This is a genomic window from Spirochaetaceae bacterium, from assembly GCA_009784515.1.
Lineage (GTDB): Bacteria > Spirochaetota > Spirochaetia > WRBN01 > WRBN01 > WRBN01.
Window position 1 is genome coordinate 1 of sequence record WRBN01000043.1, and the last position, 15,825, is coordinate 15,825.

15 protein-coding genes are annotated in these 15,825 nt (G+C 42.5%); 3 read left to right on the forward strand and 12 right to left on the reverse strand.

Going from position 1 to position 15,825, the window contains the following annotated elements; all coding sequences use genetic code 11:
* The first annotated feature begins 275 nt into the window (after positions 1 to 275).
* A complete protein-coding gene (locus FWE37_05830; GenBank protein ID MCL2520503.1) occupies positions 276 to 512 on the forward strand; it encodes an HNH endonuclease in 237 nt (78 codons plus the stop codon).
* 35 nt (positions 513 to 547) lie between these two features.
* Here FWE37_05830 and FWE37_05835 read toward each other — a convergent pair whose 3' ends face one another.
* From FWE37_05835 to ptsP, 7 genes are all read right to left on the reverse strand, one after another.
* Positions 548 to 1,099, reverse strand: a complete 552-nt coding sequence (locus tag FWE37_05835) for a Uma2 family endonuclease (GenBank protein ID MCL2520504.1) — start codon at positions 1,097 to 1,099, stop codon at positions 548 to 550.
* Between the two features lie 195 nt (positions 1,100 to 1,294).
* Positions 1,295 to 1,534 carry a hypothetical protein gene (locus FWE37_05840; GenBank protein MCL2520505.1) on the reverse strand — a complete coding sequence of 80 codons (240 nt, stop codon included), beginning with the start codon at positions 1,532 to 1,534 and terminating at the stop codon, positions 1,295 to 1,297.
* Between the two features lie 21 nt (positions 1,535 to 1,555).
* Positions 1,556 to 1,885, reverse strand: a complete 330-nt coding sequence (locus FWE37_05845; GenBank protein MCL2520506.1) for a hypothetical protein — start codon at positions 1,883 to 1,885, stop codon at positions 1,556 to 1,558.
* Between the two features lie 182 nt (positions 1,886 to 2,067).
* Entirely contained in the window at positions 2,068 to 2,379 is a 312-nt protein-coding gene (locus FWE37_05850) for a BrnA antitoxin family protein (GenBank protein ID MCL2520507.1), read from the reverse strand.
* Entirely contained in the window at positions 2,327 to 2,638 is a 312-nt protein-coding gene (locus FWE37_05855; GenBank protein ID MCL2520508.1) for a BrnT family toxin, read from the reverse strand. The genes FWE37_05850 and FWE37_05855 overlap by 53 nt, the downstream gene beginning before the upstream one ends.
* A 9-nt stretch (positions 2,639 to 2,647) precedes the next feature.
* Positions 2,648 to 3,013, reverse strand: coding sequence for a hypothetical protein (locus FWE37_05860; protein ID MCL2520509.1), 366 nt, complete (start codon positions 3,011 to 3,013; stop codon positions 2,648 to 2,650).
* 92 nt (positions 3,014 to 3,105) lie between these two features.
* Complete coding sequence (gene ptsP / locus FWE37_05865; GenBank protein MCL2520510.1) at positions 3,106 to 5,628, reverse strand: phosphoenolpyruvate--protein phosphotransferase; 2,523 nt, start codon at positions 5,626 to 5,628, stop codon at positions 3,106 to 3,108.
* 258 nt (positions 5,629 to 5,886) lie between these two features.
* On the opposite strand from ptsP, the gene FWE37_05870 reads away from it, so the two are divergent.
* Positions 5,887 to 7,764 carry an ABC-F family ATP-binding cassette domain-containing protein gene (locus FWE37_05870; protein ID MCL2520511.1) on the forward strand — a complete coding sequence of 626 codons (1,878 nt, stop codon included), beginning with the start codon at positions 5,887 to 5,889 and terminating at the stop codon, positions 7,762 to 7,764.
* A gap of 135 nt (positions 7,765 to 7,899) precedes the next feature.
* Positions 7,900 to 9,015, forward strand: coding sequence for a methyl-accepting chemotaxis protein (locus tag FWE37_05875; protein ID MCL2520512.1), 1,116 nt, complete (start codon positions 7,900 to 7,902; stop codon positions 9,013 to 9,015).
* A 15-nt stretch (positions 9,016 to 9,030) separates the two neighbouring features.
* On the opposite strand, the gene FWE37_05880 is transcribed toward FWE37_05875, so the two are convergent.
* From FWE37_05880 to FWE37_05900, 5 genes are all read right to left on the reverse strand, one after another.
* Positions 9,031 to 9,870 carry a bifunctional 5,10-methylenetetrahydrofolate dehydrogenase/5,10-methenyltetrahydrofolate cyclohydrolase gene (locus FWE37_05880; protein MCL2520513.1) on the reverse strand — a complete coding sequence of 280 codons (840 nt, stop codon included), beginning with the start codon at positions 9,868 to 9,870 and terminating at the stop codon, positions 9,031 to 9,033.
* Position 9,871: 1 nt separating this feature from the next.
* On the reverse strand, positions 9,872 to 12,703 hold the full coding sequence (locus FWE37_05885) for a hypothetical protein (GenBank protein MCL2520514.1): 2,832 nt from the start codon (positions 12,701 to 12,703) through the stop codon (positions 9,872 to 9,874).
* A gap of 67 nt (positions 12,704 to 12,770) precedes the next feature.
* Positions 12,771 to 14,276 (reverse strand): HAMP domain-containing histidine kinase, encoded by a 1,506-nt coding sequence (locus FWE37_05890; protein ID MCL2520515.1) that lies wholly within the window; start codon positions 14,274 to 14,276, stop codon positions 12,771 to 12,773.
* Between the two features lie 39 nt (positions 14,277 to 14,315).
* Complete coding sequence (locus FWE37_05895; protein MCL2520516.1) at positions 14,316 to 15,002, reverse strand: response regulator transcription factor; 687 nt, start codon at positions 15,000 to 15,002, stop codon at positions 14,316 to 14,318.
* Between the two features lie 112 nt (positions 15,003 to 15,114).
* A complete protein-coding gene (locus FWE37_05900; protein ID MCL2520517.1) occupies positions 15,115 to 15,543 on the reverse strand; it encodes a YbaY family lipoprotein in 429 nt (142 codons plus the stop codon).
* Positions 15,544 to 15,825 lie beyond the last annotated feature (282 nt).

A 15,825-nucleotide genomic window follows, 5' to 3' on the forward strand; every position in this document is an offset into this window, starting at 1 on the left:
AATCTTTCACTAATCTTGATTACCGCCGCACTCGCTCCCGGCTATCAGCCATATCCTCTCTCAAGGCTTTCGCAAGCACGAGGAGTAATTTAACACGCCTTCTTTAAAATGTCAAGCGCTTTTGTAAAGTTTCTTTCAAATTTTTGAAATATTTTTGCTAAAATTATTACCGCATCATTAATCACTATTACACAAGCACTTAAGGCAATATTCTTACCCTCATGGTAGCATGAGGGTATTGACATGTCAATAAATTTTTTTAGGAGGATTTTAAAATGGCAGAAGACAATGGATTTACAGACGCACAAAAAGAAGAAGCCAAAAAACGAGCCGACTACAAATGTGAATGTGAAAGAAAAACATGCGGACACGCCGGAAGGTGCAACAGCAAAAAAGATTTAGAAGTTCACCATATAAAGGCACTAAAAGATGGCGGCAAGAGCATTCCTAGCAATGCTGAGGTTTTATGCTATGAATGCCATAAAAACACAAGGTCGTATGGTAAACATTAACAATTAATACAAAAAAAGAGGGCTTTTGCCCTCTTTTACAGATTTTGCAACCTGCTAAAATCTAATTCTAATCCTTTAAAAAGAGCAGACTGTATCTTTATTTCGTTACGATGGATAGTCTCTATGTATTTACCATCACTACCCAATAAATAAGTATACACCAAATATGGTGTGCGTACTACCCAATACTCCTTTACACCAGCCCGTTCGTAATTAAGCTTTTTTTTACCCAAATCGTTATTAATGGTACTGGGTGAACCTATTTCAATAATAAAATCAGGAGCGCCAACTATGCATTGCTCGGTATATTTACTTAAATCGCATAACACCAGCAAGTCGGGGCGGTAAATGGTGTCTTCATCTTCAAATAGCTGTACGTCAAAATCGGGAATGACTATATAACCTTTATTATCAAAATAATTGAATAACTGCACATTAAGGTAACTATATAGTTTTTGATGCCCGCCAGTTGGCGAAGGCGACATTAAAAGCAGCCCTTCATCAAGTTCATACCGTTGTTCTTCAAGATAAGGAAGCTTGTAATAATCTTCCACAGTATAATAACCTTCTTGCAATACTTCTTTCATAGTTTTAGTATAACCTGCTTTAAAGATGTTGGCAAGTATTGCTTGAAAGAACTAACTAATCTTATTGGTTATGCCAGCTAAACTGAACTACGAACTTTACAATAGATGCAGGCATTAGCAATAAGTTTTAAGTAGCGAAAATTTAGTAAAAGAGAGGAAAAAACTTTTTAAACAGCTAGTTAATATTTTACTTAACTACTGATCAACAAGTTTTTTGCCTAGTGCATTAGCAAATATTTCTAATACTTCTTCACCCATCTCTATTGTTTGACTAGCCTCTTCAGGATTTTTCCTATGCTGAGAGCCAAAAGTATCTAGCTTGATATATTGTTCCCCATCTTGTTTAAAAACGCTATAGGTAGCTTTCCATACTGCTGGATTTATTCGAGCTACTTTGTTGCTATGTTGTAAAACTTCTTTTATTACTAATGCCATCTTACTACTCCTACTTATATATTATCCACGCATACCAACTATACTATAATTATCTGCACGGTTATTTCTTACTGAAGTAACTCTTAGTAACACCGAATAGACTACACCATTCCACTCTCTCGTATAACTAAAAGTATCACCCATTCTTACAGGAGAAAAATCACTAAGTAGCGTTCTTAACCCTACCCAAACAGCTTCAGGTATCGTAGTAGTTGGCCAACCATTTATTTTACTTACAATATTTTGTTCAATAAATCTAGCGCTATCTGAAAACTCTGTGGCTGTCATATTTCCTGCCGGGTTCATAACATGCCCAAATACATTTTGGCTAATCACCAATAAACCCATCATTAACAAAACCTTCACTCTTCTCATCATAAACCCTCTCTTTTATAGTAATTTACTACCTATTTCTCTGCTCTTAAAGGGAGAGATTCTTAATAGCATAGCTGTTAGGATACAATAGGCTAGCCTATTGTTTTCGAGTCTTTAAACCCAAATAATAGCCCTATTTCAATAGAACTTCCAACAAACTACATCACCCCAATGCTTTGTAGATACCCGCGCATTACCTCATTAATAGTAGCCGATAAATCTTTGCCGGTCTTTTTTAAGCCAGCTAACACATCGCTATCAAACTGAATGGTTTGCTCGGCCTCTATGCCATTAGGAAACATTAGCTTACCGTGCCTGCGGGCGGTTTTAAGCATGTCGTCGGTAATTTCGGGGGCGTCGGGGTCGGTAAGATCGGGCTCGCCGCTGTCGGCAATTCGCCGCATACGGGCACGGTCATCATCGGTTATGCTTGCTAAAGCCTGTTTTAACGTCATTGTTACTACTGCCATCGTATAACTCCTTTTCTTTTCTACCTGCGGGACGTACCGATATTAAACGAATTTTTCTCTTTCGCTGTGTCCAACATACCGATATTAACCTACCATCATACTTTCCTACAGTTATTTTACGCATTTCACCGTAATCAAATCTGTCATCAATAAATTCAACATGGCCTTTATCGGCCCAAACGGTAATTCCTTCAAGCAACCTATAGCCGTGTTTGGCCATATTAGCTTCGTTCTTCTTTTCGTCCCACTCAAATTGCATTTTTATGCCTTAATAAAAATCATTAGCAAAGCCTATTAAAACATTACTAACTTGTATAGCGGCATTTCTTGCCTCAAAAGAGTTAGCTCCATGCCAAAAAACAGCACTTCTATAGCTACGAAAAGCATTTATAAAGCCATTCCAGTATATTCTATAAAGCGGATTATCTCTATTTTCAACCAATACATGATAATGAGAAAGAAACCTACTAAAAGGTACTGTGCCTCCATCTGCAAATCTTGGCAATACTATCTGATGAATCCTAAATAACTCATTTTCATCTAAAGTTGCCATATCTTGCTCACTTAAGGTAGCGCAAGATATAAGAAACAATCCTATACTTGTTAGAAGAATTTTTTTAATAGCTGTTACCATTTAATACTTCCATGTCTTTAATATTAGCTATGTTCAGTATACATTACATAAATTAATCTGTCAACAAAAAGAGGGCTTTCGCCCCCTTCTCTTTAAATCCTCAACCTTTCTTTAGTAAATTTCACCACCTCTGCCGCCGTACTTAAAACCAGCGCCTCACCCGCTACAGCTTGCAGTTCGGCCAACGTATAGTTCCGCAAGGCCGCTTTAATTTCGGCTATCTCCACGCCGGCTACCGCCAGCTCGGTTACACCCAGCCCCACAAAGAGTAAAGCCGTTACCTTATCACTAGCCGCTGCGCCGCAAACGGCCACCGGTTTATTGTGCTTGGCAGCTCCTTTGCAAAGCAACGCTATTAAATTAAGCACCGCCGGGTCGCCGGCTTTAGCAATGCTAGCCAAACGGCTGCTGGTACGGTCCATCGCTAGAGTGTACTGAGTTAAATCGTTGGTGCCTACACTAAAAAAATCCACCTTACGAGCAAATTGCTCGGCCAATATCATCACCGCCGGCGTTTCGGCCATAATACCAAATTTAGGCCCCTCTTTGGGTTTAATGTTTAACTTAGCCAACTCTTCATCAAATAGTTTGCGGATAAAATCTACTTCACCCAGCAAGGCAATCATCGGTACCATAATTTTTAATCTATTTAATGGTGTACATTTAAGCAAGGCCCGTATTTGTGTGCGGTAAAGCTCTTCGTTATCATAGGCAATGCGCATACCGCGTATACCCAGCAGAGGGTTATCTTCTTTAGGAATATGCACATAAACAATCGGTTTATCACCGCCCGCATCAAGCAGGCGCACCGTAACTTCGTGGTTAGTGGCCTCCAGCAGGCCCTGATAAACCTCTAGTTGCTCGGCCTCGCTGGGCGACGTTTGCCGCCCTTCAAATAAAAACTCGCTGCGTACAAGGCCATAACCTTCGGCCCCTAACTGCGTTGCTTTAACACCCTCTTCTACGCTGCTTACGTTCCCGCTTACCTCTACGCGGTGGCCATCTTTGGTGATGGCCGGCTCTAAAGCCACCGCCAAAATAGCCTCTTTATGTTTGATAATTTCTTTAATTTTTTGTTGATAATCTTGCTGCGTATCGGCGTTAGGGTTAGTAATTAATAATTCTTTATTACCATCAATTATCATCACCGTATCGGCCGGTATTTTTAATAACGATGGCGGGGCATTATAGAGCGAAGGCAAGCCGCCATTACGCAGCATAATGGCCGCATGGCCCGTTGGGCTGCCCAACACACTAACGGCCCCTACCACATTTTTATTAAAGCTGCTCACCATACTGGGTGTAAATTCGTGGGCAATAACGATAGTCCCCGCCGGATACTCCATTGCTGGTGGTGCACCTACCAATACATCTAGCACCTGGTCGCCTACATCGTACATATCAATGGCACGGGCCGCGAGGTAACTGCTGCTGCTTTTAGCTAACTGCTCGGCTTCGTGGTTAATAACTTGCTGCCAAGCGTAAGCGGCGGTTTTACCTGCTTTAATGAGCTCTTCGGCCCGGCTGTACAAAGCGGGGTCTTCCATAAAAGAAAGATGCGCCTCGAGGATAGCTTTTGTTTCGTTATCAGCCGTATTGATAGCCGTTTTAATAGCTTTACCGGCACTATACAGGGCTTCGGCTAATTTTTCGGCTTCGTTAGCTGCATTATCTACAGCCTCTTCCGGTAACTCCCGTTGTTTGCGTTCTAATAAATAAGCTGTGCCTATGGCCAAACCCGGACTAGCTACCGCTATGGAGGTGGCAGCCTCAGCGGCAAAATTAATTATTTTATCGCTTACCTCAGCTTTAACCGCCAGATTGACAAATTTCTGTTTGGCTTCTTCGGCTTTAATATCCTCGCCGGCGCCGGTGCTTAAGTAGTGGCTTAAGTTCTCCAGCCTTCTCTCGGCATTAGCCACAAAACGCACTTTATCGCCTTTAGCCAGCTGTAGATTCATAATGGCCGATAAGCTTTTAGCGTCAACCGGCTGCGCACCCTCTTTCTCCAGCATAACGGCCCCGTTAATCATTTGCGCCTGCTTAACCACATTATTAGCCGGCCGGGCATGCAAACCGTTGGGGTTGATAATAGTTAGCCATTCACCGTTATGCCAGCTTTGCGGGTTAAAATTATGTATCGCCGCTGCCGGAGCGGCCTCATTAAGAGCCGCACTAAATAAATTATCACCTTCGTTCACTGTGGTTGCGGCAGTAGCCGTAATAACGGCCGTACTATCGGTTACAATAATAATTACCATCGAACCGGGAGCATTGGCCCTAATATATTTTAAATCGGCCTTAATAAGTTTATCACCAACTTTAACGCGTTTACCTACTTTAGTTAGCACTTTAAAGCCGGTACCACCTAAATTGACCGTATCTATACCGATGTGGATAAGCACCTCTGTGCCATCATCGGCTTTAATAACGACGGCATGGCCATTTTTATTGATGGTGGCCACTAAGCCGTTAATAGGAGCAGTAATGACGGCGCTTTTATCTTGGTTACTTTCTATAGCAAGGCCATCGCCCAGCATTTTTTGGGCAAAGGCTGCATCCGGCACATCTTTTAAGGCCACTACCTTACCACTTAATGGTGCATAAACTTGCATTTTAGCTCTCCTTTGGCTGTAATAGTCTTACTATAGTATAACATAGTATTATTTTTAAGCAAGATAAATTTTAGGTAACTATCTAAAGGACCCAGCAGGAACAAAAGTAGACGGCTATGTAAAAGCGCTTAATGTCTATAATTAAAGTTTTTGCTATCGCCAGCCTATCCCCTCCCTGAAGGGTCGGGGTATTAGACCCGTGCCTACGCAATAAAGAGCATTGACACTCGCCCCTTAACCATTGTAAACTAAATAATTATGCCTTATTTAATGGTTAAAGAGATAGAGTTAGCCTACGGCGAACGCAAATTACTTAACAAAGTTAGCCTAACCCTAGATGAAAACAGCCGGGCCGCCTTAGCCGGCGCAAACGGGGCCGGTAAATCTACTTTGCTTAAAATTATTGCCGGCGGCAAAGCCGATAGCGGCGAAATTACAGCCAGTAAAGATTTGCTGTTAAGTTATATGAGCCAAGATATTGGTGTAAGGCTTAGTTTAACTTTATTGCAGCTGGCCGATAGCGCTTTTGCCCGTTTTTATGCCAAAGAAGAAGCTATGGCTGCCTTAGATAGTTTAGCCGATGACGAAAGCCTGCTTAAACGCAGTTTATTGCAAGACGAACTTATGCACAGCAATTTTTACCGGCGCGAAGGGTTAATAGATGCCACCTTAATTGGGTTAGGTTTTAAACGGCCCGATTTTAACAAACAACTTAGCCACTTTAGCAGCGGCTGGCATAAGCGGGCAATGCTGGCTAAAGTACTGCTGGAAGACGGCGATATATTACTTTTAGATGAGCCCTCTAACTACCTAGATTTAGAATCTTCGGCTTATTTGCTGGATTGGCTTAAACGTTTTAGGGGCGGCGTACTTATGGTAAGCCACGACCGCGATTTTTTAGATAAAGCCAGCAGCGAAACCCTCGAGTTATTTAACGGCCAAATTAAACGCTACAACTGCAATTACAGCAACTACGAAAAACGCCGGCAGGCCGAGCTGGAACAACTGGTCGCACTACAGGCCCAGCAAGCTGAGCGTAAAGAGCAAATTTTAAATTTTGTTAATAAATACGGGGCCAAAGCCAGCAAGGCGGCGCAAGCTCAAAGCCGCTTAAAAGAGTTGGATAAAATCGATTTTGTGCAGCTGCCGCCGGCTTTGCAAAAAGTTACCATCAACTTTCCGCCGCCGCCGCCCTGCGGCGAGCGTGTACTTTATATGGAAAATTTAGCCAAAAGTTACGGCTATAAAGAAGTTTTTTCGGGCTTAACCCTTTTAGCCGGCAAAGGTGAAAAAATAGCTGTGGTTGGCCCTAATGGGGCCGGCAAAAGTAGTCTTTTACGGATTATCGGCGGTTACGATAAAAAAAATTTTGCCGGTTTTTTAAAGTACGGCGCCGGCGTAGAGGTGGGTTACTTTAGCGAAGATACCCACGAACCGTTTATCGGTAAAACTGTTTTAGAAGAGCTGGAAGCCGCTGCCGCCGTAAGTAAGCAGGCCGAGCTGCGTAACCTGCTGGCCGCTTTTTTATTTAGAGATGACGATGTCCATAAGCCGGTAGCCGGCCTTTCGGGTGGTGAACGAGCAAGATTGCTGCTGCTAAAATTATTTTTAAAGCCTTTTAATTTATTGGTGCTTGATGAGCCTACCAACCACCTTGATATTCAGGCTAAAGATGCCCTGCTTAATGCTTTACAAAATTATGGCGGTACTTTGCTTTTTGTAAGCCACGACCGGTACTTTTTACAAAAACTAGCCCAATATATCCTAAAAATTGATAGTACCCCTAAATTTTATAACGGCGGCTTTACTTATTACGAGGAACAAGTGGCTAAAGAAACCTTTGGCGGCTCTTTAAAGGTAAATAACGAAGTTAAAGTTATTACCAACAATCAACTACAGCGCCAAGAGGGTAAACGGCAGGCAACCGAAGAACGGCGGCGCGAACGCCGGGAAGCCGAACTACTTAAACAAATTGAAGATTTAGAAACTCAAAAAAACCAGTTGGAAGAATTATTAACTTTACCGGAGGTGTATAGTAACGGCCTTAAAGTGAAAGATATACAAGAAAAAATAACCAAAGTAACTGGCCGGCTAACCGCTAGTTATACCGAATGGGAGCAACTAACCAATAATTAACTAAAGGAACTGTTATAATACAAAATATTTTTAATTACTGCTGTAAACCGGTTGACTTATTCGTTATTATTTTGTACTATTATATCAGTCTTTTTTTACCAAAAATCGGTGTTTTAATTACTGTGGAGCCTAATAATGAACTTTAAACTAAATCTTCGTACAAAAACTTTGTTAATATTATTTGGGGTAATAACACCCGGCTTCGTACTCCTTGTCCTTATTTTTACCAGCCGTATTAACGCCAATTATCAAAATTTTTCTCCCAGAGATATTTTAAGCCTTTTTTGGGCCTTTGCCGGCATAGGTTTAGTATTGGTACTGCTTGTTAATGCGGTATTAATTAATATGGTAGTTAAACTCATTAAAGAAGTTAGTAATTTTATAACGACCGTTGAAAACGGCGACTTAACCCATATTATAAGTGAAAAAATTTACAGCCGCAGCGATGAGATAGGCGAACTGGCTAAGCATAGCAATGCGATGAAAACGCGTTTGCACTACGAAATAGAGCTAGTTTATGATGTAGCCGATGAAGTTAAACTTTTGTGTAAAGAAATAGACAAAGATAGCGACATCATTGCCGATAGCAGCAGTACCCAAGCCGCCAATTCTGAAGAGATTAGCGCCAGTATAGAAGAACTGAGCAGCACTATTGCCAGCAACACCGAAAATGCTAAAAACACCGAAGATTTAGCTAAAAAAATAGTAAACAACGCTCAAAAAGGCGGGGCCGAAGTGGATAGAACTGTAGAAGCTATGCAAAGTATTGCCGAAAAAATTGGCATTATCGAGGATATTGCCAGCCAAACTAACTTACTGGCCCTTAATGCCGCCATCGAAGCGGCCCGTGCCGGTGATGCCGGGCGTGGCTTTGCCGTTGTAGCCGGCGAAGTACGCAAGCTGGCCGAACGCAGCGCCGTTAGCGCCACCGAAATTAGCGAACTATCTAAAAGCAGCCTAGAAATAGCCAATAGCGCCGGTAGTTCTATCAATAAAATTATTCCCCGCATTCAGGAAACTGCCGAACTTATCCAAGAGGTATCTACAACTACTTCACATCAAAAAGCAGGGATTAACCAAATAGAGGCCGCTATAAACCAATTAAGCCATAGCACCCAAAACAACGCCAGCAGCAGCGAGCATTTAGCCAGCGCCGTAACATCTTTACTTAGCGAAATCGATAAGCTAGAAAAAGAAATTGCTTACTTTAAAATTAACCGAAGTAAAACTAAATTAATAGGTAACAACTAGTAGATAATAGTTTTGTTAGTTATGCGCTGCTTTAACGGTATTAGCCATTAGCATAGCTACCGTTAAGGGGCCTACGCCGCCGGGTACCGGGCTGTAAGCCGCTGGCGTAGCGTCATCAAGCAACATATCACCTACAAGGCCGCTGTCGGTACGGCTAATGCCTACATCTATCACCACCGTACCGGCTTTTAACTGGCTGCTTTTAATAAAGTGCGGCTTACCTGCGGCCGAAACTATTATATCGGCCATAGCCAGCTCGTTAGCCAAATTAGCGGTAGCGCTATGGGCTATGGTAACGGTGGCCGTAGCCTGTAATAAAAGCTGTGCCACCGGCTGGCCCACAATGGCGCTGCTGCCAATTACTAACGCCTTTTTAGCCGCCGGCGGCCTTTGGTAAAAACGAAGTAGTTCCATAACGGCTAAAGCTGTGCAGGGCGTAAAGTAAAATTCGTTATCGCCGCTTAATAAACGGCCCCTGTTTAAAGGGTGCAAACCATCAACATCTTTATAAGGATTAATAGCTTCGGCTATTTTATGGGCATTAATATGGCCCGGCAAAGGCAGTTGGCAAATAACAGCGTTAATGTTACTATCGTTATTTAAATTATTAATATTAGCCAGTAACTCGGCCTCTGTGATGTTAACGGGATATTGGTAAAGCCGGGTATTAATGCCCAGCCGGCCGGCTATTTTTTGTTTATGACCAATATAAACAAGGCTGGCCGGGTTATCGCCCACCAAAATAATGGCTAACTGGGGTATCACCCCTTTAGCTTGTAAAAGCTGCACCTGCCCGCTTAATTGTGTATAAATTTTTTCGGTAATGGGTTTAGCCAGCAGTTCTGTAACTTGCATACTAAAACCCATCAATAGTAGTTAGCGGCAAAGCATCGTAAAGCTGTAATAAATTGCCCTGCCCTACACTAATATGGTTACGGTTAGTAAAAGCTAAATCATTTGCCCATTCTCCGCGCTGATTAACATAAAGATTCCACGCCGTGCTGGAGCTATTTAAGGCATCAAGGCTACGCATTAAATAAGCCCCTTGCTCGGAAGAACCGTTGCCTAAATGGTAATAAACCACACTAATATTATTGTAAGCGCGCATTAATAACGAGCTTAGCTCTAAAATATCGAGGTCGGCCAGCATACCGGCGGCGCTTAAAGCCAGTCTATCTTCTTCCAGCTCGTTAATTAATCTAAAGTAAAACCCCTGCGATAAGGCAAAGCTTTCTCTGGCCGCAAAGGTTGTAGCTAAACTAAATAAAATATTACGGTTATAACGGTCCATTTCGTGGGCTAAATAAAAATTGTGCAAGGCCAGCTCAAAATCGTCCCGGTTATAATAGATAACACCCATTTTATAGCGTACATTAGCCGTATCGTACCCATCTAACACCGCTCTATCAAAAAAGATTAAGGCCGAGTTAAAATCGCTGGAGTGGTTATAATAAAGCCTGCCCAATTCGGCATAGATACTGGCATGGCGGCTGCTGGGGCTAAGTACCCGGCGGTCTTTGGCATCTTCGTATTGCCTAAGCGCCTCTAAAAAGGCTATCTCGGCTTGCCGTGTTTCGCCCTCACGCAAGAGTAAACGGCCTAAACGTGCATAAATATTTATGCTCATCTCTAATTGAGCACGCGAGAAAGGCGTTTGCATTTCGAGGTGAGCCCTAGCTAAGTTTAAAGCCATGCGTTCTTCGGCCCGTTCGTTAATAATATTAAAGTAGCGGGCTAACTGATAGTGCACCGCCGGCACCGTTTCATCGTGCTCAAGGGCTAACCTAAGCACCTCTACCACATTGTGGTATTCGCGGTTATCTAGATACCAGCCGGCCAAATTGGCATAAATTTGCGCATGCACCACCGGCCTTGGCAGCTCTACCGTTAAAGCCACCATACGCCTAATTTCTTGCGGCTGATTAGTTTTAATAAAGTAATTTAATAACCTTACCCGTAAATCGTCGGTAAAACGGGTACTTAAAATAGAAGCATAAACGATACGCGCCCGTTCAAAAAAGTACGGGTCTTCATCGCCCCACTCCATTAAGTTATCGCCCTGCGCCATCATTATTTGGTAATCGTTTTTATTAACCGTATTTAAAAATTGCTCATAAATTGCATCGGCCCTAGCAAAATCAGCGCGGTTATGCTCAAAAAGACCGTAGGCTAAAAAGGCACGCCGGCTACGCGGGTTAAAATGAATTAGCTGGCCATACTTTAAACGCGCTAAGTTAAATTCGCGCTGTTCCTCAAAGGCGGCGGCATAACGTAAAAACCAGTTATGGCTGAAGATACCCCTAACGCCTCTAATGTTAAGACCCGCAGAGTTACCGCCAATATTAATGTTACCCAGCTGCCAGCCCTCAAAAGCAATTCTAAAATATTCCAGCGCCGCGCTGTAATTTAGCTGTCTGATAGCATTATAACCGGCCCGGTAGTAAAAATGAGCCTGCAACGGCCGGTAAACAAAATTAAGCAATAAGGTAGTCAAAAGGGCCACAAAAGCTAAGCCGGCCGCATAGGTACGCACCTTAGGCCAAACATTATTAACAAAAACATACCTAAAGCCTTGCTGGCTATGCTCAAAGGCCTCTCCGGTGCTTTTTTCGTAAAAATTAGATACTAAAATGCGTACCCCAGTGGCCTTACGCACTTCGTTGGCTAAGTTACGGGCACTTACCTGCTTTAAAATTTTACGCGTTACATTATAAACGGTAGCCGCCGGTATATCTTCGTTAATTAATAACTCTTGCAAAGCTATTTTTAAATTACGCGGCATTTTTGCCAAATGCTCACGGATTATCTTTAACTGCTCGGCGGTAAAAACTAATTTTTCCGGTGTTATTTCTTCGTCGTAATCGTCTTCAGCACTGTCCTCATCGAGTGAGGGGGCCATATCTTCGTATTTAGGTTTATCAAAAACGGCGCTAAAATCGCCTAAATTAAAATCTTCGCTGCCTTCTTCTTCCTCACCACCTTCTTCGAGCGGAAAATCTAAATCTGTATCGGCTTCGGGTATTTCTAAGCTGCTGATGCCGCCCATAAAAGAGCCGGCTGCTCTCTCGCTTTCATCTAATGGCTCGGCAGTTAAATCATCTTCGGTTGCCGCTAAGCCGGCTTCAACATTAAGCTCCGGCTCGTCATCTAAGCCGCCTACACTTAAATCATCTATATCAAGGCCGTCAATATCTAAGCCATCAATGCTTAAATTATCATCGGCTTCGGGGGCGCCCGCAGCCTCGTTTACTTCGTCCGGCTGCTCAGTAAAAATATCGGCCGGAGCTTCGGCTTCTTCCAAAACATCTTCGGGAACCGTTATATTTTCGTTTAAAAAAGCATTTAAATCATCGTTATCGGCAAGGTTATTGTCAAAGTCATCTAATTCAAAGTTAGGCAGCTCTTCGTCTAAAGCGGTTAAGTCGGAGCCTTCCTGAAGACCAATTTCATCGGCTACATCGGCGCCGTCTTCGTTAGTTAAATTTCCTTCGGCTGCCGGTTCGTTTAGATTGGCAGCTTCGTCTTCTTCGTCAGCTGGTTCGGCTTCTTCGTCGTTAAGGTAGCTGTTACGCTCGGGCGGCGGCGCTACATTTTCGATAGCTTCGCCGTGTTCTTCCCGCCATACCGCCTCATCAGAAAGATTATTAATAAGGTTTTTAAACTGGTTTAACTCATCTATACTTGGCATAACTTACCTAACTTTTCGGCTTAAAATTATCTTTTCTTAAGGGTTACCGCCGGCTAATGCACCCATTTTATAATGAGGCCGAGCCGGCTAAATCTACCTCAAACCAAAACAACACGCCATCGTTTATATTACTAAAGCCAAAATTATTACCCGTAGCCCGTCCAATGGCCGCCACAATAGACAGGCCAATGCCGCTGCCGCCAATATCGCGCTGGCGGGCATCATCTATTTTATAAAAAGCTTGCCAAATATCACCGGCTTTATCTTCGGCAATGTGGCTGCCGCTATTAAAAACCTCCAGCCGTGCCTTATCGTTGTGCCGGTAAACCGCCAGCTCGATATTTTTGGGACCGGCTACATGGTCTAGGGCATTGTTAAGATAGTTGGTAATTACTTGCTCGGTGCGCTCAATATCGGCATTAACCGTAAGCTCTTCTACCTTAGTAATTAAAGATATTTGCCGGCCGGCAAAAATAGGGCGGTAACGTTTGGCTATATCTAAGCACAGTAAATCGATAGCAAACGGTAAGCTTTCTATTTTAAAGCTGCCGGATTCCAGCTGAGCTAAATCGAGCATACTTTTTATAAGGTTGTTCATTTTTTCGGCCTCTTCGCTTATCACTTTGGCATAACGCTGGCCATCGGCTGAGAGCGGCGGGGTTGTAAGCTGCGTAAGCATTTCGGTGTAACCGCTAATTAAAAAGAGCGGCGATTTTAACTCGTGCGAAACATCGCTGATAAATTTTTTACGCATTATCTCATTTTTTTTGCCTAAATCGACATCGGCTTTAAGCCGCTTATTTTGCTCGGCCAACACGGCAATCGCGGCCCGCAGCTGCTCGCTAAGCCAGTTAATATCACGCGCTAAGTCGGTAAATTCGTTATTGCCGCGCAGCGGGACTTCGGCTACTAAATTAGAGTTAGCCAGCTTACGCGTGGCCCGGCTTATCTCTACAATAGGTTTGGTAAAGTAACGCGCTAAAATAAAAGCCAATAAAATACAAACTAAAGTTACAATACCGGCCACCAGCCAAGTTAGCCGGTTAGCAATAGCCGCATTTTCTTGGATTTGAGCTAAAGGATAACTAATTTGTAACTCGTAACGGTTGCTTAAAGTTTCTTGGTAACCAAGTATATCTATATTAAAACCCACTCCCTGCCTAGTTATATAAAGCAAGCCATTACCTACCTGCTGCACATTTTGAAGAAACTCGGGCCGCGGTAAACGAGTTACATTGTTAGGCATAACACGATGGCTGCCCCTAAACATATTATTGGTATTATTAGGGCGCGGATAAATCAACTGGCCGCGGCTATCAAAAACCGTTACCATAATGGGGCTATCACCAATAAACCTATCCAGCTGCAAATGCAGGCTGCTCCATTCGGCGCTATAAAGCCTGTTTTCAAAGAGGGCGCGGCTTAGTTCGGCCACCCTTAAGATTTGCTCTTTTTTACTATTTAAATAAAATTGGTAGCCATAAAGGGTATTAACAGTAAGCAACACCCCTGTAAAAAAAAGGGGGATACTTATCATTATGACAAAAAATTTTAATCTTAAAGTAATACGCATAAGAATTAAGAATTAAGAATTACTACAATTTATTGATTCTTAATTGTTTATTACCTCAAATTTATAGCCAAAACCGCGCTCGGCCAGCAGCATATTACTTTTGCTGCCCAGCTTTACCCTAAGCCTTGCCATATGTACATCTACCGTACGCAAAGTACCTACATAATCGCTGCCCCATACATCGTAAAGCAATTTTTCACGGCTAATTACTTTACTAGTATTTTGCATTAAATAAACCAGCAAATTATATTCGGTAGGGCTTAACTGGATAGGCTCGCCATCTACCAACACTTTATGGGTAAGGGCATTTACCACTATACCATTAACGTTTATTTCGTCGGTTATCTTTTTACCCATTTGCAAACGCCTTTCGATACGCGCAATTAAAGCGCTAGGTTTGATGGGCTTACTCACAAAATCATCGGCCCCAACCTCAAAGGCTAAACGTTCATCTAACTCTTCGCTGCGGGCCGTTAGCATAATAGCCGGCAGCTCTGGTTTAATTTCTTTAATTTTTTTGCAAACGGCATAACCATCGTAAACCGGCATCATTAAATCGATAATAGCCAAATCAATAGCATCTTTATTATTATTAAATAATGCTAAGGCTTCGCCGCCGTCTTTGGCTTCAATAACATTAAAGCCGGCATTTTTTAAAATTTCGCCCAATAAGGCCCTAATTTTAAATTCGTCATCGGCAATTAGTACTGTACGTTTATCGCTCATTAATGTTTCCACCTGCCCGTTATTATAGCATTATTTTATTATTTGCCTATAATCTTACCGCTTAATTTACCAATTTGTAACAGCAACGCCATAATTATTTTTTAAAGCCGGCTTACCTAACTATACGTTCTACAATAATATCTATTGCCCTTACATCGCCGCGCACAATAGCCGGCTGCGGTTCGCGGTTTTGCCAAATAGGAGCCGTTTGATTGGGTACAAAAACCCGGGCAATAAGACCATAATTTTTAGTTAAATCTATATTTTGCCTATGTATACGCAGCGAATACGGCACCGGCATTTGGCGGGGCGATTCTACCATCATTTTAGCAATTAAGGCGCCGGCACGGCCGTCATCAAGCAGCTCGACAAGCTCTACCTCTACCCAAAAAGGATACGGCGGCACGGTGTTATCGATATACCTTACGGTGCCTTGCACTACTAAATGGCTGCTTTGCGGGGCCGGTTGCTCGGGAATGATAACTTGCGATGGGGTACGGCAGGCCGCTAACAGCACTACTAAGGCGATAACCTTTTTCATTTTTTCCTCTTAGTTGCTAAGTAAACTAGCTAAAATTTAAAGCTTTGGTGGAGCTTATTAACTTATCGGCCAGCAAAGAAAAAATAAATAATAGTTGAAAATTAAGAAATAAAAATTAATAACCGGTATCTTCCAATGATTAATTGTTACTTTTTAATAATTAATTTTAAAGTGTAGCTATAGCCCTCCGAAAGTTGTGTACTAAGGAGAAACACTATGCCCAATCAATTAAACCACGCCGTAAAAATTATTATGCAAAACTACCCCATCTTTCCTGCCGGT

What these genes read in the sequence shown, in the direction of transcription:
- FWE37_05875 (MCL2520512.1), top strand. Translation starts at nt 7,900, where the DNA reads ATGAACTTTAAACTAAATCTTCGTACAAAAACTTTGTTAATATTATTT.
- FWE37_05840 (MCL2520505.1), bottom strand. Translation starts at nt 1,534, where the DNA reads ATGGCATTAGTAATAAAAGAAGTTTTACAACATAGCAACAAAGTAGCT.
- ptsP (MCL2520510.1), bottom strand. Translation starts at nt 5,628, where the DNA reads ATGCAAGTTTATGCACCATTAAGTGGTAAGGTAGTGGCCTTAAAAGAT.
- FWE37_05850 (MCL2520507.1), bottom strand. Translation starts at nt 2,379, where the DNA reads ATGGCAGTAGTAACAATGACGTTAAAACAGGCTTTAGCAAGCATAACC.
- FWE37_05835 (MCL2520504.1), bottom strand. Translation starts at nt 1,099, where the DNA reads ATGAAAGAAGTATTGCAAGAAGGTTATTATACTGTGGAAGATTATTAC.
- FWE37_05860 (MCL2520509.1), bottom strand. Translation starts at nt 3,013, where the DNA reads ATGGTAACAGCTATTAAAAAAATTCTTCTAACAAGTATAGGATTGTTT.
- FWE37_05900 (MCL2520517.1), bottom strand. Translation starts at nt 15,543, where the DNA reads ATGAAAAAGGTTATCGCCTTAGTAGTGCTGTTAGCGGCCTGCCGTACC.
- FWE37_05870 (MCL2520511.1), top strand. Translation starts at nt 5,887, where the DNA reads ATGCCTTATTTAATGGTTAAAGAGATAGAGTTAGCCTACGGCGAACGC.
- FWE37_05855 (MCL2520508.1), bottom strand. Translation starts at nt 2,638, where the DNA reads ATGCAATTTGAGTGGGACGAAAAGAAGAACGAAGCTAATATGGCCAAA.
- FWE37_05830 (MCL2520503.1), top strand. Translation starts at nt 276, where the DNA reads ATGGCAGAAGACAATGGATTTACAGACGCACAAAAAGAAGAAGCCAAA.
- FWE37_05880 (MCL2520513.1), bottom strand. Translation starts at nt 9,870, where the DNA reads ATGCAAGTTACAGAACTGCTGGCTAAACCCATTACCGAAAAAATTTAT.
- FWE37_05890 (MCL2520515.1), bottom strand. Translation starts at nt 14,276, where the DNA reads ATGCGTATTACTTTAAGATTAAAATTTTTTGTCATAATGATAAGTATC.
- FWE37_05845 (MCL2520506.1), bottom strand. Translation starts at nt 1,885, where the DNA reads ATGATGGGTTTATTGGTGATTAGCCAAAATGTATTTGGGCATGTTATG.
- FWE37_05895 (MCL2520516.1), bottom strand. Translation starts at nt 15,002, where the DNA reads ATGAGCGATAAACGTACAGTACTAATTGCCGATGACGAATTTAAAATT.
- FWE37_05885 (MCL2520514.1), bottom strand. Translation starts at nt 12,703, where the DNA reads ATGCCAAGTATAGATGAGTTAAACCAGTTTAAAAACCTTATTAATAAT.